Origin of the sequence: Arthrobacter sp. NPDC057009 (assembly GCF_042673905.1) — a bacterium.
Lineage (GTDB): Bacteria > Actinomycetota > Actinomycetes > Actinomycetales > Micrococcaceae > Arthrobacter.
Map to the genome: position 1 here is coordinate 225,499 of NZ_JBHUSB010000004.1, position 21,458 is coordinate 246,956.

The window sequence follows — 21,458 nt, forward strand, 5'->3', positions numbered from 1 at the left end:
GCACACGTGCAACATGTCGGGAATCAGCCGCAGCGTACCTGCATCGGATGCCGGAAAAAGGGGCCGCGGTCAGAGTTACTCCGGCTCGTCTCCGACGCCGGCGGTTCGTCCGCCGTCGTAGTGGATGAACGACGCCGGATGGCTGGCCGGGGTGCATGGCTGCACCCCAGCGAAGCGTGCCTGGCCCTGGCGGTCAAGCGGCGAGCCTTCGGAAGGGCCCTCAACGGGTCAACCGGAACCGCCGCCGTCGAACGCCGGATAACGGCAGGAGCGCACGCTGCGGATGTCCCGGCGTCTGCAGTACCAACCGTCCAACCTGAAAGCGGGTCAGAAATCTGATGGAAACCCGATGAGTTCCCAGCGATGAGTGCGTAACGATGACAACTTTGTTGCGCTCTGCAATGGGCCTTTCAGCTGTAACAGCAGCGGGGGCCCGCAGTAAGAAGTAGACGGTTCGTGCCTGGCTCGGTGCGGACCGAGACAGGAGAAATGTGGCCAAGGTCCGCGTACACGAGCTCGCGAAAGAGCTCGGTATCACTTCCAAAGATGCAGTAACCAAGCTGCAGGAACTGGGCGAATTTGTTCGCTCCGCCTCATCCACCATTGAGGCCCCCGTGGTGCGGAAACTCCGCAACGCATTCCCGGCTGCCGCCGCTTCGAAGTCCGAAGCGCCCGCAGCTGCCCCCAAGTCCCCGGCCAAGCCGGCCGAATCCCGTCCCGCGCCGGCTCCCGGTCCTGCTGCCCCCAAGGCTGCGGCACCCGCTCCGGCCCCGGCGCCCGCTCCGGCACCCGCCCCCAAGGCGGAGGCGCCTGCAGCTCCGGCTGCTCCCGCCGCCCCGGCAGCTCCCGCTGCCGGAACGCCTGCTGCACCCTCCACCGGTGCCAAGCCGGGAGCCCGTCCCGCGCCCAAGGCTGAAACCCCCGCACGTCCGGGCGGCGCTCCGCGTCCCGGTGGCCCCCGCCCCGGCAACAACCCCTTCGCCACGTCCCAGGGCATGCCCCGCGGCCGCGGAGGAGACGGCGAACGTCCGCCGCGCCCGGGCAACAACCCGTTTGCCACGTCCCAGGGCATGCCCCGTCCCGGCGGCGGCCGCACTGACGCCGACCGTCCCGGCGGTCCGCGTCCGGCAGCCGGTGCAGGCGGACCCCGCCCCGGTGCTCCGCGTCCGGGCGCTACGCCCGGTCCGCGTCCGGCAGCCGGTGCAGGCGGACCCCGCCCCGGCGGTCCCCGTCCGGGTGCCGGCGGAAACCGGCCCACGCCTGGCATGATGCCTAACCGCACCGAGCGTCCCGCACCTGCAGGTGCCGGACGTCCCGGTGGCGGCGGACGCGGCCCCGGCCGTCCCGGCGCTCCCGGAACCGGCGGTCCCGGTGGCGGCGGCGGTGCTCCGGCCGGCGGTGGCTTCGGCAAGGGTGGCCGCGGTCGCGGTGGAACCCAGGGTGCGTTCGGCAAGGGCGGCGCTGGCCGCGGCAAGCAGCGCAAGTCGAAGCGCGCAAAGCGCCAGGAACTTGAGCAGATGAGCGCACCGTCGCTGGGTGGCGTGAGCGTACCCCGCGGCGACGGCAACACTGTTATCCGGCTTCGCCGTGGCTCGTCCATCACGGACTTTGCTGACAAGATCGAGGCGAACCCCGCCGCGCTGGTTACCGTGCTCTTCCACCTCGGTGAAATGGCAACGGCAACCCAGTCGCTGGACGAGGACACCTTTGCACTCCTCGGCGAGGAACTCGGCTACAAGCTCCAGGTTGTTTCGCCGGAGGATGAGGAGCGCGAGCTGCTCAGCACGTTCGATATTGACGTCGAAGCCGAACTCGAGGCCGAAGGTGACGAAGAGCTTGAGGCACGTCCTCCGGTAGTCACCGTCATGGGCCACGTTGACCACGGTAAGACGCGCCTGCTGGATGCCATCCGTAACTCTGACGTCGTTGCCGGCGAGCACGGCGGCATCACGCAGCACATCGGTGCCTACCAGATCAGCCACGAGCATGAGGGTGCGCTGCGCGACATCACCTTCATCGATACCCCGGGTCACGAGGCGTTCACCGCCATGCGTGCCCGTGGTGCGAAGGTCACGGACATCGCCATCCTGGTTGTGGCAGCGGACGACGGCGTGATGCCCCAGACCGTTGAAGCCCTCAACCACGCCCAGGCGGCCAACGTGCCGATCGTCGTGGCCGTGAACAAAATCGACAAGGAAGGCGCGAACCCGGACAAGGTCAAGGGCCAGCTCACCGAGTACGGCCTGGTTCCCGAAGAATACGGTGGCGACACCATGTTCGTTGAGGTCTCTGCCCGCCAGAACCTGAACATCGACGAGCTGATCGACGCTGTCCTGCTGACCGCTGACGCCGCGCTTGACCTGCGGGCCAACCCGGACAAGGCCGCCCGCGGTATCGCCATCGAAGCGAACCTCGACAAGGGCCGCGGTTCCGTGGCCACCGTCCTGGTGCAGTCCGGTACCCTCGCTGTCGGCGACACGATCGTGGCCGGTACGGCCCACGGCCGCGTCCGCGCCATGTTCGACGAGGACGGCGAAGCACTCGACGTGGCACTGCCGTCCCGCCCGGTCCAGGTCCTCGGCCTGTCCAACGTGCCGCGCGCCGGTGACACCTTCCTGGTGACCGCCGACGAGCGTACCGCCCGCCAGATCGCCGAGAAGCGTGAAGCCGCTGAGCGCAACGCCCAGCTCGCCAAGCGCCGCAAGCGCATCAGCCTGGAAGACTTCGACCAGGCCGTTGCCGAAGGCAAGATCGACACCCTCAACCTCATCCTCAAGGGTGACGTGTCCGGTGCCGTGGAAGCCCTCGAAGACGCGCTGCTCAAGATCGATGTCGGCGAAGGCGTCCAGCTCCGCGTTATCCACCGCGGTGTTGGTGCGATCACGCAGAACGACGTCAACCTGGCGACCGTCGACAGCGCCGTCATCATCGGCTTCAACGTCAAGCCTGCCGAGCGGGTTGCCGAACTGGCAGACCGCGAAGGCGTGGACATGCGCTTCTACTCCGTCATCTACTCCGCAATCGATGACATTGAGCTGGCCCTCAAGGGCATGCTCAAGCCGGAGTACGAAGAGGTCCAGCTTGGCACGGCCGAAGTCCGCGAAGTGTTCCGTTCCTCCAAGTTCGGCAACATTGCAGGCTCCATCGTTCGCACCGGTACCATCCGACGCAACACGAAGGCCCGCATCAGCCGCGGCGGCAAGCTCATCGGCGACAACCTCACGGTGGAGACGCTCAAGCGCTTCAAGGACGACGTCACCGAGGTCCGCACGGACTTCGAGTGCGGTATCGGACTTGGCTCGTACAACGACATCGTTGAAGGCGACATCATCGAGACCTTCGAGATGCGCGAGAAGCCGCGCGTCTAAGGCGGTTTAGCGTTCCGAAGTGCGGGGCCGTTGGGTTTTCCCGGCGGCCCCGCCCCTTCGCTGGGTGGCCTACGTCTAACGACGTCGGTCACCCAGCTTCGGCAGCGGAGTCAGCCTTCCAATGCTCGCAAGCCCGCATCGGGGCCCTCTGCTGCCACCTTGGATGCCCTCCCACGCCGCCGCAAAAAATCCAACGGGTGCGTCGTAGACTCGCCTCAGGTGCGTGGCAGATAACTGCTACGGTCGACGCAGCTATTGTGCCGCCGTCGTACCCTCAAATCTTTCTAGGAGTAAAAATGGCTGATCCGGCACGCGCTGCCAAGATGGCGCAGCGGATTAAGGTTGTTGTTGCTGAGGCTTTGGGCCGGAAGGTGAAGGATCCCCGGCTTGAGGGGATTACCGTTACCGACGCCCGGGTGACCAACGACCTGCAGCATGCGACCGTGTACTACACCGTGTTCGGCGACCAGGCCGTGCAGGCTGATGCCGCCAAGGGGCTGGAGAAGGCCAAGGGCGTGCTTCGGCAGGAAGTTGGCCGGAACATCACTGCCCGGCTGACCCCCACGCTTGAGTTCGTGGCGGACCAGATCCCCGTGAATGCGTCCAACCTCGAGGAGCTGCTCCGCACGGCGAAGCAGCGCGACGCCGAGGTGGCCGAACTGGCACGGAACGCCAAGCATGCGGGCGAGGCCGACCCGTACAAGAGCGACGTCCAGCCGGACGTGGAAATCGACGAAGACGACTTCGACGAAGAGGACCTCGATCTGGTGGACGGCGACTCAATCGATGAGGACCGGAACCGCTAGCCTTCCCGGTCTGCAGGGCAGAACCTGCGCCATCAGGCAGAGCCCAGGGCGCGGCAGGATCTTTACGGTCCTGCCGCGCCTTTGCTTTTAACTTCTCCTCTATCAGTCGTCCAGCGGCATCTTCACGACGCGGCCGTCCGGTGCCGCATTCGGAGTCGGCAGGGAATTGACCGTGGCATAGACGGTTTCGCCCCTGATGTCGACGTCGGCCGTGAGCACACCCGGAAGCACCACCGTCTGCTTGCCGGAATGGGCAGACAGCCTCAGCACGCCCTTGCCGAACAGGGACGCGACATACACGTGCCCGTCGTCGTCCATGTCCACGCCGGTCGGTGACATGACGTCGTCGGCAAACAGCTTGACGCGGCCGTTGTCCGGATTGATCTTGTACACAGCTCCGCGGGCTCCCAGTGCCGGGTCCTCCGGACCGCCGGGCAGCACGGAGACATACAGCCAGCCGTCCGGTCCGCGCTTAACATCGGTTGGTACCGGCTCGAACCGGTAGGTGTGCCCGACGATGCAGCCCGGAAGTTTGAGGGCCGCAGCCTCCGCGGCGGTGAAGGTGTGCGGCCGGGCCGGCAGCACGGCAACCGTCTCAGCCTCACCTGACTTCACGTCGACCGAAACGATGCTGTTGGCTCCGGCGTCGGCAACGTAGATGGTGCTGCCATAGACGTCGATTCCATAGGGATGCGAATCGATCTGGCCCTTGTAGGAGATGGGCACGTCCTTCGGCAGTTTTGCAGCGCAGGCGGCAGGGAGATTCTTGAAGCCGAAGCTGGTGCCGCCGTCGGCGTTGTGCTTCGTCTCAAGGGCGGCCAGGTCGCCGAAGGTACGTTGCTTGCCGTCGGCGTCAATGCTCCTGATGTGTCCGGCCAAGGGCCTCGGATCCATGGGGCCGGCGCCCTGGCTCTCGGCGATGTAGATGGTCCGGCCGCGGCGGTCGGTGCCAGCCACATCCCAGGCTGCATCCCGGTAGACCACCGACTTGCTGCCGTCCCGGGCGATTTTGGTCAGCCGCCCCGCGAATTCCTCGCTGACCAGCACGGAACCGTCCTGGCCGTCGCTGAGGTGGAGCGGACTCAAGAGGCCTTTCGCAAGCACAACCGGTGCGGGCTGGCTCCCTTTCGCGTCGCCGGCCGGGGCTGCATGGCCCGCCGGGGACGCCGACAACAGGAGTGCGGCAGCCGCGACCGCCGCCAAAAATGCTCGTTGCTTTTCCATACCGTCTCCAATGTCGATGGTGCGCATCCAGAACATTGAGACCGATATGTGGTCCGAAAATCGGGTCCCCCGACGCGCGTATTCTAGGCCCGCCTTCGGAGCCTGTCGATGGGCCGATGCTCTCCAAGTGCTCTTACCAAGGACTTATGGGAGCCATGGGCGCCGGCGGGGAAGAATGTCAGACCATTAACGTCAGACCCCCGGCTCACACTTGGTCTATGGAAGCCATCGGGGGATTCACCGGGAACCGGGCCGCCCGGTGCCGGTGGGCTGGCTTCCATCTCCGGGAACGACGGCGGTGGCCGGCTGGGCGGGGACGTCACCAATGCGGGGACTAATAATGTCAGACCCCCTGAGCAGAATAGGTCTATGGAAGCCATTGGGGGATTCACCGGGAACCGGGCCGTAGGGCCCGGTGCCGGTGGGTTGGGTTCTGTCTCGGGGAATGACGGCGGTGGCCGGCTGGGCGGGGACGGTGCAGCTAATACTGTCAGACCCCCGGATCAGAATGGGTTTATGGAAGCCGTTGGGGGATTCACCGGGAACCGGGCCGTAGGGCCCGGTGCCGGTGGGTTTGCTTCCGTGGGTGCGACCGCCCTTCAAAGCGTCCCGGCCGGAATGGATGCGGTTGATCACGCCTTTGCTGTGCTGGAGTCGGAAGCGATCACGGCCGAGGACACCGCCTTGTGGAGCTTTGGCCGGTCTGCTGATTTCGCGGACCGGGTTGAGCGGCTCTCCCGGAGGGTGGAGCATCTGCAGGTAGTCGCCGCCGGTGCCGTGGAGAGGTCCCGCACCGCGGCCCTCACCGCCGCCGCGGCACCCCTGGTCCCCGACGCCGTTCCCGTCCCGGATGCGGACCCCAATGCTGATGGTTCCCGGAATACCGTGGATTTCCTTCGGACCAGGCTGGGCATCAGCGCCTGCGAGGCCCGCCGCCGCCTCACCCTGGCCGACTCCATCCTGCCCAGGGCAGGATTCGGCGGCCAACAGCTACCGCCCCGCTACGGGGAACTCGCGACGGCGGTCAGCACCGCCCAGGTCAGCTCCCGCGCCGCGACCACGATCACCCTCGCCCTGGACCAGGCCCGGCACTTCACCACCCCCGCCCGCACCGCCGCGATGGAACACGAACTCACTCAAACGGCGATCGACAATGACGCCGACTTCGTCACGCGCGTCGCCCGGCACTGGGCCGAGGCGATCGACCAGGACGGCCCCGAACCCTCCGAACCCGCGCTCCGCCAGATCCAGGGCGCCTTCATCCGCCGCCCCAAACACGGCCTGCACCACCTGGAAATCTTCGCCACCCCCGAACAGTTCGAAACCCTCACCACCGCCATGAACACCGCCACCAACCCCCGCACCACCACGCCCAACACGGACGGGAATGGCAGCGACGGCGATGACGGGAATGGCAGCCACGGCGCCGGCGGCGGGACCGGCGACCACGGCGCCGGCGGCGGGACCGGCGACCACGGCGCCGGCGGCGGGACCAGCGGGGCGGCGGATCCTGATGCTGTCCTTGCCCGGTGGGACAGCCCGGGTGTACCGGAAATCGACCTGGATCACCGGTCGCAGGGACAGAAACGCCTCGACGGGCTCGTCGGCGCCTGCCAAACCGCCCTCACCACCGACGCCCTGCCCGCCAACGGCGGCCACCGACCCCAGATCCTGGTCACCATCGACTACCGCGACCTGCTCGCCAGAGTCGAGCAATGGCTGGGCCAGCCCAGCACCGCCAGTCTCCAAGGAGCGCTGGACACACAGTGGGCCCAAGGCGCTCAGGATCTGCAGCCAGCCTCCGCCGGCCCGATCAACGCCGCCCGAACCGGCGACGGCACAGCCCTGTTCGCGTTCAGCGGGCCGGTGAACCCGGCCACGATCCGCAAAATCGCCTGCGACGCCGACCTCATCCCCGTCGTCCTCGGCACCGGCGGCCGCATCCTGGACGTCGGCCGCGCCTCACGGATCTTCCCGCCCCACATCCGCAAAGCCATCACCGCCCGCGACCAAGGCTGCGCGTTCCCGCAATGCACCATGCCCGCACCCTGGTGCGAAGCCCACCACATCACCTACTGGTCACGCGGCGGACCCACCAGCACCGGCAACGGCGTCCTCCTCTGCAGCTATCACCACCACCTGATCCATAAGGAAAACTGGACCATCGAGGTCACCAACCAGGTGCCCTGGTTCAAACCACCACCAGAACTGGACCCGGGGCGAAAACCCCGCCGCAACCAATACTTCAGATCACGACCCCACCGGGACTGAAGGGCGCCGGCGAGAAGATGCAAGGGATCCGTTGTCCTCACAATCAGGCTGGCGGTGAGCTACTGCCCACCGGCTCCCGGAATGCGGGGGCCAAACCTGTCCCGCCACACCCGTCGGGCTGGCTATGATCAGACCATGCGCGCCTACCCATCAGCTGCAGACGTGACCGGCTACCTGACCGAGGCGGTGGCCCTGGCTGAACGGAACGTCGCGGCCGGCGGCGGACCCTTCGGCGCACTGGTGGTCACGGCCGACGGCACCGTCCACGAAGGAGTCAACCGCGTCACACGGGACAACGACCCCACCGCCCATGCTGAGGTGGTGGCAATCCGAACTGCCGCTGCTGAGACGAAGAATTTCGACCTGAGTGGCGCAGTCCTTTACGCCAGCTGCGAGCCATGCCCGCTGTGCCTCGCGGCCGCCCTCTGGGCGCGGATTGACCGGGTGTACTTCGCGGCCGACAGGCACGGTGCAGCAGCGGCGGGTTTTGACGACGCGGTCTTCTATGAGTACTTCGATGGCTCCCGGCCGGAATTGCTGCCGGTCAGCCACACTCCGGTTCCGACGTCGGGCAGCCCATTCGACGCGTGGCGCAACAACGCCGAACGGACCAACTACTAAACCCGCTGCCGACTACTAAAACCAAAGCAAACTAGAGACCCTCTACGGAGCCGGATGCCTGCGGGGTAACCGACCCACGCCCTCGACCAATTCGCGTTGATCCCCGCACAGGGCTATGCGGATCCAGCCCTCGCCGATGGAACCAAAAGCAGTTCCGGGAGCAAAAGAGACACGGGCCTCGGCGAGGAACTGCTTCACCCAGGCCCTGACGTTTCCGCCGCTCACGTGCGAGACATCCGCCCAGAGGTAGAACGCGCCCTGGGCATTGAGAAATGGAATGCCCTTCTCTGCCAGCACAGCGGATGCGGCGTCACGGTTGGCGCGGTAGTGCGCGTGGGCCTGCGACACGTAGTCCTGGGGGCCGGTCAGGGCGGCGAGCGCCGCGTACTGGGACGGCGATGCCACGCAGGAGACGATGGCCTCCATGACGTTGTTCATGCGCTGCTCCAGACCGGGCGGGCAGACCAGGGCGCCGATGCGCAGCCCGGTGAGCCCATAGGTCTTGGAAAGCGTCAGCGATGTGAAGACGCGGGCCTCGCCGGGAACGGTGCTGTCGAACCGGGCAGGACTCACGTGCGGAACGTCGTAGGTGAAGGCCTCGTAGCACTCGTCCGAGATGATCCACAGGTCGTGCCGGCGGGCCAGCTCCACCAGTTCCCGGGTCAGGTCCTCCCGGAGGACTGCGCCCAGGGGGTTCGACGGCGAGTTGAGCACGAGCACGCGTGTCCGGTCCGTGATGAGCGCCTCGATGTCCGCGATGCGCGGCTGGAAATCGTGGGCGGGATACAGGGGATACTGCACGGGCACGGCATGCAGCAGCCGGCTGGTCATGGCAAACGTGGGATAGCCGGGATTGGGAATCAGGATCTCGTCACCGGGAGCCAGAAGCAGGCTCATGGCAAAGTGCAGGCCTTGCTGTGCGCCATCAACCACGTAAACACGGTCCGCTCCTATGTCTGCGCCCGACAATTCGCGGAACCTAGCGGCGAAAGCCTCGCGGAGCGCCGGAAAGCCGGCGTTGGGAGTGTAGTTGGTCTCGTCGCGGTCAAGGCAGGCGATTCCGGCATCCAGCACGTGGCGGGGGAGCGGGAACCCGGGCTCCCCGATGCTGAGGATCAGCGCACCGGGGGTGCGCCACGCGGCCTCGGTGATCTCGCGGATCTGGTTTACGGGGACGTCGCGTATGTGGGCGGAAAGCTCGGGCATGACTGCCATCCTATGCCGGACGCAGCGGCGGCTCCGATGACGCCGCCGCCCAGGGCCCCTCCCCGTCGCCGATATACTGATAGGCGTGCTTTCTGGACTGGTAATAGTGGACAAGCCGCAGGGATGGACCAGCCACGATGTGGTTGGACGGATGCGGCGGATCGCCGGCACCCGGAAAGTGGGCCACGCGGGCACACTGGATCCGATGGCCACCGGCGTGCTGGTCCTCGGCATCAACAAGGCCACCCGGCTGCTGACGTACATCGTGGGCACGTCCAAGACCTATACGGCCACCATCCGGCTGGGGGAATCCACCATTACCGATGACGCCGAAGGCGAAGTGGTGAGCCGGACCAGCGCAGCGTCCCTGACCGAGGACGCCATCCGCTCCGGAGTGGACTCCCTGACGGGGGAGATCCAGCAGGTTCCCAGCAGCGTCAGTGCCATCAAGGTCAACGGTGAGCGCTCCTATGCCCGTGTCCGTTCCGGGGAAGACGTCCAGCTGGCTGCCCGGCCGGTCACCATCCACCGCTTCGACATTCACGAAATCCGCCGGGACCACGCCGCAGGGCACGACACGGATGTGGTGGACATCGACGTGACGGTTGAATGCTCGTCGGGCACATACATCCGTGCCCTGGCACGGGACCTTGGAAATTCGCTCGGCGTCGGTGGCCACCTGACTGCGCTGCGCCGGACCAATGTGGGCCCATACTCGCTGGACCAGGCCCGCACCCTCGAGCAGCTCGCCGAAGACCTCGAAGTCCTGGAAATGTCCCAGGCGGCCAGGGCGTTGATGCCCAACCGCGAGCTCAGTGCAGACGAAACCACGGAGATTTCCTTCGGCCGGCGCATCGCGGCCGGCGCCGCTGCCGGCACACCGGGGGCGGCGACGGCGGAGAAGCCCGCGGCCGCGTTCGCGCCGGACGGTTCGCTGGTGGCGCTACTCGCGGACAGCGGAAGCTTCGCCAAACCTGTGCTGGTCTTCGCCCCGGGAACGGGACCCGGCGTCTCCAACAGTTCCGGCGCCTCCAGCAGTTCCGACGCAGGGGCCGGCGTCCCTAACGGTTCGCGTGCCGACAGCGGCGGGCGGGCCTAGCGTTGGACGCCTTTTTCTACATCATCCTGGGCGTTGGCTTGCTGTCCACCATCATCTGCGTGGCGGCAGGCATCATGAAGAAGGCCCCGAACGACATCACTATCCTCTCGGTGGCCGCCGTCGAACTGGCCCTGCTGATCTATCTCGTGGGCTCCATCGTGCGGGTCATCGCGGGGGAGCAGATCGCCGGGGAGGCCTGGGAATTTTGGGGCTATTTGGGCACCGCCCTCCTGCTGCCCGTTGCCGCCGTGTACTGGTCCATTCTGGAACGGACCCGCTGGAGCAACTTTGTCCTGGCCGCCGTCGGAGTTACCGCCCTCGTCATGGCCGCCCGCATGAATCAGATCTGGTACTGAAGTGGAAGAAGCACGCAAAGTGACTGAAACGTCCGAACACACCGGCCAGCGCCCCGGCAACACGAGGAACACCGGTCCCGGCCGGCTCCTCATCGCCGTCTACGCCATCTTTGCCATCTCAGCCACCGCACGGGCCGGCTACCAGATCCTCACCAAGTTCTCCGAGGCCCCGCTGGCCTATCTGCTGTCCGCCTTCGCCGCCGTGGTCTACGTCGTGGCCACCGTGTCGCTGGCAAAGGCTGGCCGCACGTGGTTCAAGGTTTCCTTGGTCGCCGTCCTGGTGGAACTGGTCGGCGTCATCATCGTGGGCGCGCTGAGCCTGTTCGACGCCGTGCAGTTCCCGCACGAAACCGTGTGGTCCGCCTTTGGCCGTGGCTATGCCTTCGTTCCGCTGTTCCTGCCCGTCCTGGGCCTCATTTGGCTGTATCGACGGCGGCCCTCGGCTCCCGCTGTGTGATTCCGTCCCGCTGATATCCCGAAGCTAGCGGTTCTCGTCGGGCAGGTCCACCTCGATCAGCTCACCGGGCGTCACTGTCCGCGGGCCCGTCGGCGCGGGCAGCGTGCCTGGTTCCCCGCCCTGTGCTGCCGCCGGGGACTGCCGGGGCTGCGGACCGCCACCGAGAATACCGCCCAGGATGTCGCCAAGGCCGCCAGAACCGTGCCCGCCGCCCGGTCCGCCAGGACCGGGTCCGCCGGACCCCAGCCCGCCCAGGCCGCCGCTCAGGATTCCTCCGAAGATGCTCCCCAGGTCAATTCCGCCAGCCGGGGATGTCTGGCCGGCGGAACCCTGGCCGCCGCCGAGGACCTTCTTGGCCAGGTACGACATGACGATCGGGGCGAGGATCGGCAACAGCCTGCGGACAAGGTCCCCGCCGACTCCGCCGAGGTTTGCCGTTCCGGCCAGCCGGTTCGCCACCTGGTCCTGCTGGCCGCCGAAGACATGGCCAACGATCTTTTCACCGTCCCGGGTGTCCACCTGCGACGGATCCACGCCGCCATCAGCGAGTCCGTTCCGGTGCCTGGCCAGCTGGGACTCCAGCGCCGCTGCACCGTCCGGCGCCTGGACGTTGCTCTGCATTCCGGCTAGCAGTGTGGGCACCGCTGCCTCGACGGCGGCCTGTGCGGACGCTGTGTCTGTCCCCAGCATGTCGGCGATCTGCTGGACAGGAATCTGTCCCAAAAGCTCCTGGATGTCGCTCATGGCATGGCTCCTTCCGGCCCGCTCATCCAAGCGGGCGTTCCTGCCTTGATGTTCGAGAAAGCCCAGGGCAACGCGCCCGGGCGGGTGCCTTTGCATCCTAACCGGGCGTACTTGCGGGCGGTAGGCCCGCACTGCCGTTCGCCCGGCCGCTCATCGCCGTCCGCGCCGGCCGTCCGCCCCTGCCGTCCATGACAGGCAGGGATTGCGGGTAACCTTAGAGAGTTCCGGCCCGGAGTGCGCCGGGAGCAATTTCTGGCAGGCAGTAAAAGGCGAGGTTGATGGTCCACATCTGGAATGATCCGACCGAGGTCCCCGAAGACTTTGGTCCTTCCGTTGTCACTATCGGCAATTTCGACGGCGTCCACCGCGGCCATCAGCAGGTGCTGTCCCAGCTCATCAGGACGGCGCGGCTGAACAACGCCAAGTCGGTCGCCGTGACATTCGATCCCCACCCGGCAGTGGTCCACCGGCCGGAAAGTGCGCCCGAGTTGATCATGGGGCTGCAGGATAAACTCCAGGCTCTGGGCGAACTGGGCCTCGACGCCATCCTGGTCATGAAGTACTCCCTGGAACTCGCCAGCCTGACGCCCGAAGAGTTCGTTGGCTCGGTCCTCGTAGACAGCCTCCACGCGAGCCACGTCGTCATCGGCCACGACACCCGCTTCGGCAAGGGCAACTCCGGCGACCTGAACACGATGCAGGAACTGGGGGACAAGTTCGGGTTCGAAGTGCTGGTGATCAGCGAGTTTGGCTCCGAGGGTTTTCCGCTGCATGACGACGGCGGGACGGACCGCCGCTGTTCCTCCACCTGGGTGCGCGAGGCATTGCGCGAGGGAGACGTCGGCACCGCCGCCGCGGTCCTGGGCCGCTCCCACCGGATGCGGGGCGAGGTGGTCCACGGCGCGGCGCGCGGCCGGGATCTGGGATTCCCCACCGCCAACCTCTCCAGCGATGCGAGCGGACTGATTCCCGCCGACGGCATCTACGCCGGCTGGCTCGTGGATGAGGCCGGAACGCGTTGGCCGGCCGCCATCTCCGTTGGCTCCAACCCCACGTTCGACGGCGTGAGCCGCCAGGTGGAGGCGCACGTCATCGACAGGCCCGAAGAACGCATCGAGGACTTCGATCTGTATGACCAGACAGTAGTCGTGGAGTTCGTCGCCAGGCTCCGCGGCATGGTGGCGTACCGTGGGCCTGAAGCCCTTGTGGAGCAGATGCGCCAGGACGTCCTGCAGACGCACGACATCCTGTTCAAGCGCTGACCGGCTGCACGGCGCAGACCCGCACCCCGCAGTCCCGCCCCACGCGGTCCCGCGGCACACAGTATTGGCAAGGAAGGCGACGCTGTGACGGTAGAGAAGAACACCAGGAAACTGGACAAAGGGATTGTGCGCGACTTCAGCTCCCGGATGAGCTATGCGTCCTACCTCCAGTTGCCCACGCTGCTCAGCGCCCAGCAGCCCGTCAGCGTCCCGGAACACCACGACGAACTGCTGTTCATCATCCAGCACCAGACCACCGAGCTCTGGCTGAAACTGGTGCTCCACGAGCTCCGCAGCGCTTCCCAGTGGTTGCGTGAAGACGACCTCGGGTCGGCCCTGAAAGGCATCGCGCGGGTCAAGCACATCCAGAAGACCCTCACTGAACAGTGGTCCGTGCTGGCCACGCTGACACCCACCGAGTACGCGGAATTCCGCGGCTTCCTGGGCAATTCGTCCGGATTCCAGTCCAGCCAGTACCGCGCCGTCGAGTTCGTGCTGGGCAACAAGAACAGGAAGATGCTGCCCGTCTTCGAATCCGATCCCGAGGCCCACGCCATGTTGACGGAATTGCTGCATGCGCCCAGCATCTACGACGAGTTCATCGCCTACCTGCACCGCCAGGGTTTCGATGTTCCCGAGGAGGTGCTGAACAGGGATGTGACCCGAGCGCACGAGTTCGAGCCAGCCCTGGTGCCCCTCTTCAAACACATCTATGAGAACGCCGCCGCCAACTGGGGCGCCTACGAGGCCTGCGAGGAGCTGGTTGACCTGGAGGACAACTTCCAGCTGTGGCGGTTCCGCCACCTGCGGACCGTGCAGCGCACCATCGGCATGAAAACCGGAACAGGCGGTTCCTCCGGAGTCGCGTTCCTGCAAAAGGCCCTCGAGCTGACGTTCTTCCCGGAGCTGTTCGCCGTGCGCACGGAGATTGGACAGTGACTACCGAAGCAGGGACCGCCCTGCTGCAAAAAGCCGCCCGCCTTGATGCCGCCGACCCGCTGGCCCGTTACCGGGACCTGTTCGTCGGCGCGGAGACCGAGCTGTCCTACCTTGACGGCAACTCCCTGGGCCGGCCGCTCAAACGGACCGCCGGAGACATATCCGCCTTCATCGAGGAGGGCTGGGGCGGGCGCCTGATCAGGGGCTGGGATGAGGAATGGCTGGAACTGCCCCAGGTCATCGGCGACCAGCTGGGGCGGGCGGTGCTCGGCGCCGCGGCGGGCCAGACCATCATCGCCGACTCCACCACCGTGGTCCTGTACAAGCTGATCCGGGCGGCCCTGGCCGCCGTCGGAGATCCGGCGCGGACGGAGATCGTGGTAGACACGGACAACTTTCCCACCGACCGGTACCTCGTCGAGGGCATCGCCAAGGAGGAGGGCCTGACCCTGCGCTGGATCGAGGCGGATCCCGCCTCAGGGGTCCACCTCGAACAGGTGAGGGAGGCTGTGGGGCCGGCCACCGCCGTCGTTCTCCTGAGCCACGTGGCCTACCGCTCGGGCTACCTCGCGGACCTGCCCGCCATCACGGCGGCCGTGCACGACGCCGGCGGGCTGGTGGTCTGGGACCTGTGCCATTCTGCCGGGTCCGTGGAGCTGCAGCTGGACGCCTGGGACGTGGACTTTGCCGCGGGCTGCACCTACAAATACCTGAACGGGGGACCGGGATCGCCCGCCTTCGCCTATGTCAATGACCGGCACCTGCCCGGACTGGCGCAGCCCATCTGGGGATGGATGGGCCGGAAGGACGCGTTCGAGATGGGACCCGGCTATGAACCGGCCGCCGGTATCCGGGGTTTCCTGAGCGGCACACCGGCCATCTTCGGAATGATCGCCATGCGCGGCACCCTGGACCTGATTGAAGAGGCCGGCATGGCCGCCATCCGGGAAAAGTCGCGGCAGCTCACTGCCTACGCGCTGGAGCTGCACGACGCCTGGCTGGCGCCGGCCGGGGTGCGGCTGGCCACGCCGCGGGATCCGGAGCGCCGCGGAGGCCACATCACCGTTGACCACCCCGCTTTCCGTGAGGTGACCGCGGCGCTGTGGGAGCGCGATGTCATTCCGGACTTCCGGGCGCCGCAGGGCATCAGGATCGGACTTTCGCCGCTGAGCACCGGTTTTGCCGAGCTCCACCGTGGCATGGCGGCCATCCGGGACCTGCTCCCTGAGGCCTGAGACGCCCCGTGGCCGTTTCGACAAGATTGCAATACGGCCGGTAAACTAAGCGGTGGATCCGGCTGCAGTCCGTGGTTGCTGGGTCCTGTCTTATGCGGAATCTTCTGTGGAAGTCCGCTCCGGCACCCCCGGCAGTGATTTTCTGACTCGGGCCTCACGGCACATCTCTAGGAGTTATTGTGGCACTTGACGCCGCCGTAAAGCAGTCCATCATCAAGGAATACGCAACGTCCGAGGGCGACACCGGTTCGCCGGAGGTCCAGATTGCGGTTCTGACTCAGCGGATCAAGGATCTGACTGAGCACATGAAGGAGCACAAGCACGACTTCCACACCCAGCGCGGTCTGCTGGCCATGGTTGGTCGCCGCAAGCGCATGCTGACCTACCTGAAGAACACCGACATCGCCCGCTACCGTTCGCTCATCGAGCGTCTCGGCCTGCGCCGCTAGTCTTGTGTGGGGCGGCCCTTTCCTCCCGGAACGGGCCGCCTCTTCAGTACATAAAAACTAAACAGGAGGATCAACCGCATCACGCATTCGCGGTCCTCGGTAGTGATCCCCGGGAAGCTTCGCTGATTGAAGCCGGCCCGTGGGTCTCGATCGATGACCGGGTGCAGGGCCAGTAGACAGATGCTGGACTGGGTTGATGCGGCTGGACTTCCGTTACAAAAGAAACGGGGGTGACTCTCTTGGAGGGTCCCGAAATCCAGTTCTCAGAAGCAGTCATTGACAATGGCCGCTTCGGCAAGCGGGTAATCCGCTTTGAAACCGGCCGTCTTGCCAAGCAGGCAGCCGGCGCAGCCATGGTGTACATCGACGAGGACACCGCGCTGCTCTCCGCCACCACCGCCGGCAAGCACCCGCGTGAAGGCTTTGACTTCTTCCCCCTGACGGTGGACGTCGAAGAGCGCATGTACGCCGCAGGCCGCATCCCGGGCTCGTTCTTCCGCCGGGAAGGCCGCCCTTCCACCGAAGCCATCCTGGCCTGCCGCCTGATGGACCGCCCGCTGCGCCCCGCGTTCGTCAAGGGCCTGCGCAACGAGGTCCAGATCGTCGTCACCGTCCTGGCGATCAACCCGGACGAGCTTTACGACGTCGTGGCCATCAACGCCTCCTCCATGTCCACCCAGCTCTCCGGCCTGCCGTTCTCCGGCCCGATCGGTGGCGTCCGCGTCGCCCTCGTCGCCGACGAGCAGGGTTCGCAGTGGGTGGCCTTCCCGAAGCACTCCCAGCTTGAGAACTCCGTGTTCAACATGGTGGTTGCCGGCCGCGTTGCCGGTGACGACGTCGCCATCATGATGGTTGAGGCCGAAGCCACGGACAACTCCTGGAACCTCATCAAGGAACAGGGCGCCACCGCCCCCACCGAAGAGGTCGTTTCCGAGGGCCTGGAGGCTGCCAAGCCGTTCATCAAGGCTCTTTGCGAAGCCCAGCAGGATCTGGCTGCCCGCGCCGCCAAGCCCACGGTCGAGTTCCCTGTCTTCCTGGACTACCAGGACGACGTCTACGCCGCCGTCGAGGCCGCCGCCACCGAGAAGCTCACCACTGTCTTCCAGATCGCCGACAAGCAGGAGCGCGACAACGCCGCTGACGAGCTGAAGGACGAGGTTGTTGCCTCCCTCGCCGGGCAGTTCGAAGGCCGCGAGAAGGAGCTGTCCGCAGCCTTCCGCTCGGTGACCAAGCACGTGGTCCGCCAGCGCATCCTCAAGGACCAGATCCGCATCGACGGCCGTGGCCTGACGGACATCCGCCAGCTCACCGCCGAGGTCGAGGTTCTGCCCCGCGTGCACGGTTCGGCCATCTTCGAACGTGGCGAAACCCAGATCATGGGCGTCACCACGCTGAACATGCTCAAGATGGAACAGCAGATCGACTCGCTGTCGCCGGTAACGCGCAAGCGCTACATGCACAACTACAACTTCCCGCCGTACTCCACCGGTGAGACCGGCCGCGTCGGTTCCCCGAAGCGCCGCGAAATCGGCCACGGTGCCCTGGCCGAGCGCGCGCTCGTTCCGGTGCTGCCGTCCCGCGAGGAGTTCCCGTACGCCATCCGCCAGGTGTCCGAAGCCCTCGGCTCCAACGGCTCCACCTCCATGGGCTCGGTCTGCGCCTCGACGCTGTCCATGCTCAACGCCGGTGTTCCGCTGAAGGCCGCTGTTGCCGGCATCGCCATGGGCCTGGTCTCCGACCAGGTGGACGGCCAGACCCGCTACGCCGCTCTGACCGACATCCTCGGCGCCGAAGATGCCTTCGGTGACATGGACTTCAAGGTGGCCGGTACCTCCGAGTTCGTCACGGCGATCCAGCTGGACACCAAGCTCGACGGCATCCCGGCTTCCGTGCTGGCAGCAGCGCTGAAGCAGGCCCGCGAGGCCCGACTGCACATCCTCGAGGTCATCAACGCCGCGATCGACACCCCGGATGAGCTCTCCGAGTTCGCTCCGCGCGTCATCGCCGTCAAGATCCCCGTGGATAAGATCGGTGAGGTCATCGGCCCCAAGGGCAAGATGATCAACCAGATCCAGGAAGACACCGGCGCCGACATCTCCATTGAGGACGACGGCACCGTCTACATCGGCGCCACCGACGGCCCGTCTGCCGACGCAGCACGGTCCGCGATCAACGCCATCGCCAACCCGCAGGTTCCTGAGGTCGGCGAACGCTACCTGGGCACGGTCGTCAAGACCACCACCTTCGGCGCGTTCGTGTCCCTGACCCCGGGCAAGGACGGCCTGCTGCACATCTCCGAGCTGCGCAAGATCGCCGGCGGCAAGCGCGTGGACAACGTGGAAGACGTCGTCTCCGTGGGCCAGAAGATCCAGGTCGAGATCACCAAGATCGACGACCGCGGAAAGCTGTCCCTGTCGCCCGTGGTTGCTGAAGAGGAAGGCGCCGGCGAAGCCGACCGCGTTTCCGCTTCGGCTCCGGCAGAAGGCTCGGACGCCTCCGAGTAGTTCCGGACTCCGGCAGCTGCATGCTGCCGGAACCGATTCAGGCGGGGCCGTTGGTTGTACCACCGGCCCCGCCCCCTTTAACCCGCTCCCAACCCCGCTTGCGGCGGCAAAACAGCCCACCTCAGAGCCACGCCGACGGCGGGGCCCGCTGGTACGATTGCAGGCAGATTTGGCTCCGCTTCCCGAAAGGCCTTGATGACTGTCGTACCCCTGCCGCTGGAGCAGAACCACCCCGGCGACACCCTGATCCACGGAGCCGACGGCGGTTCGGAAGTCCGCCGCTCGGTGCTCCCCGGCGGGGTGCGCGTCCTGACTGAGGCCATGCCGGGGCAGCGTTCAGCCACCATCGGGTTCTGGGTGGGAGTCGGTTCCCGCGACGAGGCCCCAGGGCAGCACGGCTCGACGCACTTTCTTGAGCATCTGCTTTTCAAGGGCACCAAGAGGCGGACCGCCCTGGAGATCGCTTCCGCCTTTGACGAGGTAGGCGGCGAATCCAACGCCGCCACCGCGAAGGAAAGCACCTGCTACTTCGCGCGCGTGCTGGACACAGACCTGCCCATGGCCATCGACGTCATCGCCGACATGATCACCGGCGCCGTGCTGGACCCTTCGGAGATGGAGCAGGAGCGGGACGTCATCCTCGAGGAAATCGCCATGGACAGCGACGACCCCACGGACGTCGCCCACGAACACTTCGTCGCCGCGGTGCTCGGCACGCATCCGCTCGGCCGCCCCATCGGCGGCACTCCGGAGGCGATCCGCGCCGTCGCACGCGACTCCGTCTGGGACCACTACCGCCGCTACTACCGCCCGGACGAGCTGGTGATCACCGCCGCCGGCGGCCTGGAGCACGACGTCGTCTGCCGGCTCGTGGTGGATGCCCTCCACTCCGCTGGCTGGTCGCTTGAGCCCGGGGCGGCTCCCGTGGAACGGCGCTCCACTGAGCGCGCCCGGATCACCGGAACCGCGGGGCTGCATGTGGTCACCCGCCCGGTGGAACAGGCCAACATCATCATGGGCTGCCCCACCATCGTGGCTACTGATGAACGCCGCTACGTCATGAGTGTGCTGAACGCAGTGCTCGGCGGCGGGATGTCGTCGCGGCTGTTCCAGGAGATCCGCGAGAAGCGCGGCCTCGTCTACTCCACCTACTCCTTCGCCTCGTCCTACGCGGATGCCGGCTACTTCGGCATGTACGCCGGCTGCACGCCCACCAAGGTCCGCCAGGTCCTGGAACTCCTCGGCGCCGAACTCGACAACCTCGCCGCCGGCGGCATTTCCGAAGACGAGCTTCGCAAGGCGGTGGGACAGCTCTGCGGCGGGATCGTCCTGGCACTGGAGGACACCGGCTCCCGCATGTCCAGGCTGGGCCGGGCCGAACTGGTCTCGGGCGAATACCAGGACATCGACGAGACCCTGCGGCTCATCAAGGCCGTGACGGCGGAGCAGGTCCAGGAGCTGGCCAGTGAACTGGCCGCGGCACCCCGGACCGTGACGGTAGTCGGTCCCTTCGAGGAATCGGAAACCTTCGGGCTCTGACTTACGGAGGATTCATGGACCAGCCGCAGCCGGGCCCCGCGTCCCAACCGGGCACCGCGCACGAGGCACTGGAGATCTTCGTCGGGCGATGGCTGGGAACCACTGAGCTGGCAGCGTCCCCGTGGGGTCCGGCACGCACCGCCGCCGCTGAGGTGACCTTCACCCGCGCTGCAGGAGGGTTCGCCGTCGTCCAGTCCTACCGCCACACCGAAGCCGACGGCTCGCACTTCGAGGGCCACGGGGTGTTCACTGTGGACCCCGACCACGACGAAACACTCTGGTACTACGTCGACAGCATGGGCCGGCCGCCGGCAGCTCCGGCCCGCGGTATGTGGCACAACTCGATGCTCACCGTGGAGCGGCACAGCGACCGCGGCACCGCCCGGCACACGTTCCGCGTTGACGGGGACGTGCTGATCCACACGGCCGAGCTGCGCCTGGGGGAAGACCAGGACTTCCAGCCGTTCATGACCTCCGTCTGCCGCCGCGCCTGAGCCAGCTCCGCACCCGGCGGAGCGCTCAGCGCACCAGCTCGATGACCCGGGTCTGCGGGGAACCCGCAAGTGCAGGCGCGACGTCGGGGGAGTTCCACACACTTGAACGCAGCTTGGCCAGGAACGCCTCAGCCTGGTCGCGGCGCTCGAAGTCGAGTTCCACCACAATGTACTTCTCGTCCTCAACGGGGCGGCCGATCCGGTAAGCCACGACGCCGGAGCCTGCCCGGTCCGCGGGGTCACGGTCAAAGACCGCCTTCCACATGTCGAAGTCCTTGACGGCGTGTTCAATCTGCAGGGCGAACATTTCCGGTCTCCTTTGACCTGCCTCGGCCTGATTCCCGGCGCGGCCCATCCGCGCATGAACGGCGAGGTAGTGCCATGGTAGGCCCCGGCACCTGCCGGTACCACCCACTCCGAGGCCTAGACGCCAGACCGCACGCTCTCTCAGATCCTGTCGGGTTTTCCCAGACGCTTCCTCACGTCCTGAACTGCTCGCCGGAAGTTGGACTGGGATATTCAGTTCCGACTTGTGGGGAGCAGTTTAAAACGTGAGGAAGCGTTGGTCTCAAGGTGACGAAACGCGAGGGAGGGTTGGGGGCGGCCCGGTGGGGTTAGCCGCCGGCGAAAGGCGGCAGAACGTCCACCACGTCGCCGTGGGCCAGCACGGTGGCCCGGTCACGGACGGCCACCTCGTTCAGCAGGAAGCTGCTGCGGGCCAGGATCCTCTCCAGCGACGGCGTACCGGCCGGAGGTTCCGGGCGTTCGACGTCGAGTACTGCGGCCAGCAGGGACTCCACCGTGGATCCGGCCGGGAGTTCGAAGCGCTCTTCATCCACGCCTGCCGCGGCGCGTGCGGCAGCGAAGTATCTTACGTTCAAGGA

At 66.5% G+C, this 21,458-nt stretch carries 20 protein-coding genes; 15 read left to right on the forward strand and 5 right to left on the reverse strand.

Annotated elements, in window-relative coordinates; translation table 11 throughout:
* The first annotated feature begins 6 nt into the window (after positions 1-6).
* The 3 genes from ACFTR6_RS06660 (at position 7) to rbfA (ending at position 4,174) form a co-directional block, all read left to right on the forward strand.
* Positions 7-339 (forward strand): YlxR family protein, encoded by a 333-nt coding sequence (locus tag ACFTR6_RS06660; RefSeq protein ID WP_236783186.1) that lies wholly within the window; start codon positions 7-9, stop codon positions 337-339.
* A 152-nt stretch (positions 340-491) separates the two neighbouring features.
* Entirely contained in the window at positions 492-3,368 is a 2,877-nt protein-coding gene (gene infB, locus ACFTR6_RS06665) for a translation initiation factor IF-2 (protein WP_377957316.1), read from the forward strand.
* Positions 3,369-3,664: 296 nt separating this feature from the next.
* Complete coding sequence (rbfA, locus tag ACFTR6_RS06670) at positions 3,665-4,174, forward strand: 30S ribosome-binding factor RbfA (RefSeq protein WP_377957317.1); 510 nt, start codon at positions 3,665-3,667, stop codon at positions 4,172-4,174.
* 102 nt (positions 4,175-4,276) lie between these two features.
* Here the strand turns inward: rbfA and ACFTR6_RS06675 are convergent, their stop codons facing one another.
* Positions 4,277-5,398, reverse strand: coding sequence for a ScyD/ScyE family protein (locus ACFTR6_RS06675; RefSeq protein ID WP_377957318.1), 1,122 nt, complete (start codon positions 5,396-5,398; stop codon positions 4,277-4,279).
* Between the two features lie 516 nt (positions 5,399-5,914).
* On the opposite strand from ACFTR6_RS06675, the gene ACFTR6_RS06680 reads away from it, so the two are divergent.
* Together ACFTR6_RS06680 and ACFTR6_RS06685 are read left to right on the forward strand one after the other, a co-directional pair.
* Complete coding sequence (locus tag ACFTR6_RS06680; protein WP_377957319.1) at positions 5,915-7,669, forward strand: DUF222 domain-containing protein; 1,755 nt, start codon at positions 5,915-5,917, stop codon at positions 7,667-7,669.
* Positions 7,670-7,804: 135 nt separating this feature from the next.
* The gene (locus tag ACFTR6_RS06685; protein WP_377957320.1) at positions 7,805-8,290 is read left to right on the forward strand and encodes a nucleoside deaminase; all 486 of its coding nucleotides are present in this window, start codon (positions 7,805-7,807) and stop codon (positions 8,288-8,290) included.
* A gap of 42 nt (positions 8,291-8,332) precedes the next feature.
* Here ACFTR6_RS06685 and ACFTR6_RS06690 read toward each other — a convergent pair whose 3' ends face one another.
* Positions 8,333-9,496, reverse strand: a complete 1,164-nt coding sequence (locus tag ACFTR6_RS06690) for a pyridoxal phosphate-dependent aminotransferase (protein ID WP_377957321.1) — start codon at positions 9,494-9,496, stop codon at positions 8,333-8,335.
* A gap of 85 nt (positions 9,497-9,581) precedes the next feature.
* Between ACFTR6_RS06690 and truB the strand changes: the two genes are divergently transcribed.
* Genes truB through ACFTR6_RS06705 form a run of 3 tightly spaced genes read left to right on the forward strand, consistent with a single transcriptional unit; the run spans position 9,582 to position 11,408 of the window.
* Complete coding sequence (gene truB / locus ACFTR6_RS06695; protein ID WP_076798152.1) at positions 9,582-10,595, forward strand: tRNA pseudouridine(55) synthase TruB; 1,014 nt, start codon at positions 9,582-9,584, stop codon at positions 10,593-10,595.
* Between the two features lie 2 nt (positions 10,596-10,597).
* Entirely contained in the window at positions 10,598-10,951 is a 354-nt protein-coding gene (locus tag ACFTR6_RS06700) for a hypothetical protein (protein WP_087873544.1), read from the forward strand.
* Between the two features lies 1 nt (position 10,952).
* Complete coding sequence (locus tag ACFTR6_RS06705) at positions 10,953-11,408, forward strand: hypothetical protein (RefSeq protein ID WP_377957322.1); 456 nt, start codon at positions 10,953-10,955, stop codon at positions 11,406-11,408.
* 24 nt (positions 11,409-11,432) lie between these two features.
* On the opposite strand, the gene ACFTR6_RS06710 is transcribed toward ACFTR6_RS06705, so the two are convergent.
* Positions 11,433-12,152 (reverse strand): DUF937 domain-containing protein, encoded by a 720-nt coding sequence (locus ACFTR6_RS06710; protein ID WP_377957323.1) that lies wholly within the window; start codon positions 12,150-12,152, stop codon positions 11,433-11,435.
* A 278-nt stretch (positions 12,153-12,430) separates the two neighbouring features.
* On the opposite strand from ACFTR6_RS06710, the gene ACFTR6_RS06715 reads away from it, so the two are divergent.
* From ACFTR6_RS06715 to ACFTR6_RS06745, 7 genes are all read left to right on the forward strand, one after another.
* Positions 12,431-13,414 carry a bifunctional riboflavin kinase/FAD synthetase gene (locus tag ACFTR6_RS06715; protein ID WP_076798148.1) on the forward strand — a complete coding sequence of 328 codons (984 nt, stop codon included), beginning with the start codon at positions 12,431-12,433 and terminating at the stop codon, positions 13,412-13,414.
* A gap of 84 nt (positions 13,415-13,498) precedes the next feature.
* The gene (gene kynA, locus ACFTR6_RS06720) at positions 13,499-14,353 is read left to right on the forward strand and encodes a tryptophan 2,3-dioxygenase (RefSeq protein ID WP_076798147.1); all 855 of its coding nucleotides are present in this window, start codon (positions 13,499-13,501) and stop codon (positions 14,351-14,353) included.
* Positions 14,350-15,588 (forward strand): kynureninase, encoded by a 1,239-nt coding sequence (gene kynU / locus ACFTR6_RS06725; RefSeq protein WP_377957324.1) that lies wholly within the window; start codon positions 14,350-14,352, stop codon positions 15,586-15,588. The genes kynA and kynU overlap by 4 nt, the downstream gene beginning before the upstream one ends.
* Before the next feature lie 179 nt (positions 15,589-15,767).
* Positions 15,768-16,037, forward strand: coding sequence for a 30S ribosomal protein S15 (rpsO, locus tag ACFTR6_RS06730; RefSeq protein ID WP_003798808.1), 270 nt, complete (start codon positions 15,768-15,770; stop codon positions 16,035-16,037).
* A 239-nt stretch (positions 16,038-16,276) separates the two neighbouring features.
* Entirely contained in the window at positions 16,277-18,541 is a 2,265-nt protein-coding gene (locus ACFTR6_RS06735) for a polyribonucleotide nucleotidyltransferase (RefSeq protein WP_377957333.1), read from the forward strand.
* A gap of 195 nt (positions 18,542-18,736) precedes the next feature.
* The gene (locus ACFTR6_RS06740) at positions 18,737-20,080 is read left to right on the forward strand and encodes a pitrilysin family protein (protein ID WP_087873538.1); all 1,344 of its coding nucleotides are present in this window, start codon (positions 18,737-18,739) and stop codon (positions 20,078-20,080) included.
* A gap of 14 nt (positions 20,081-20,094) precedes the next feature.
* Entirely contained in the window at positions 20,095-20,574 is a 480-nt protein-coding gene (locus ACFTR6_RS06745; RefSeq protein WP_087873537.1) for a DUF1579 family protein, read from the forward strand.
* A 25-nt stretch (positions 20,575-20,599) separates the two neighbouring features.
* Here ACFTR6_RS06745 and ACFTR6_RS06750 read toward each other — a convergent pair whose 3' ends face one another.
* Positions 20,600-20,881, reverse strand: coding sequence for a hypothetical protein (locus tag ACFTR6_RS06750; RefSeq protein WP_087873536.1), 282 nt, complete (start codon positions 20,879-20,881; stop codon positions 20,600-20,602).
* A 307-nt stretch (positions 20,882-21,188) separates the two neighbouring features.
* On the reverse strand, positions 21,189-21,455 hold the full coding sequence (locus tag ACFTR6_RS06755) for a MoaD/ThiS family protein (RefSeq protein ID WP_087873535.1): 267 nt from the start codon (positions 21,453-21,455) through the stop codon (positions 21,189-21,191).
* Positions 21,456-21,458 lie beyond the last annotated feature (3 nt).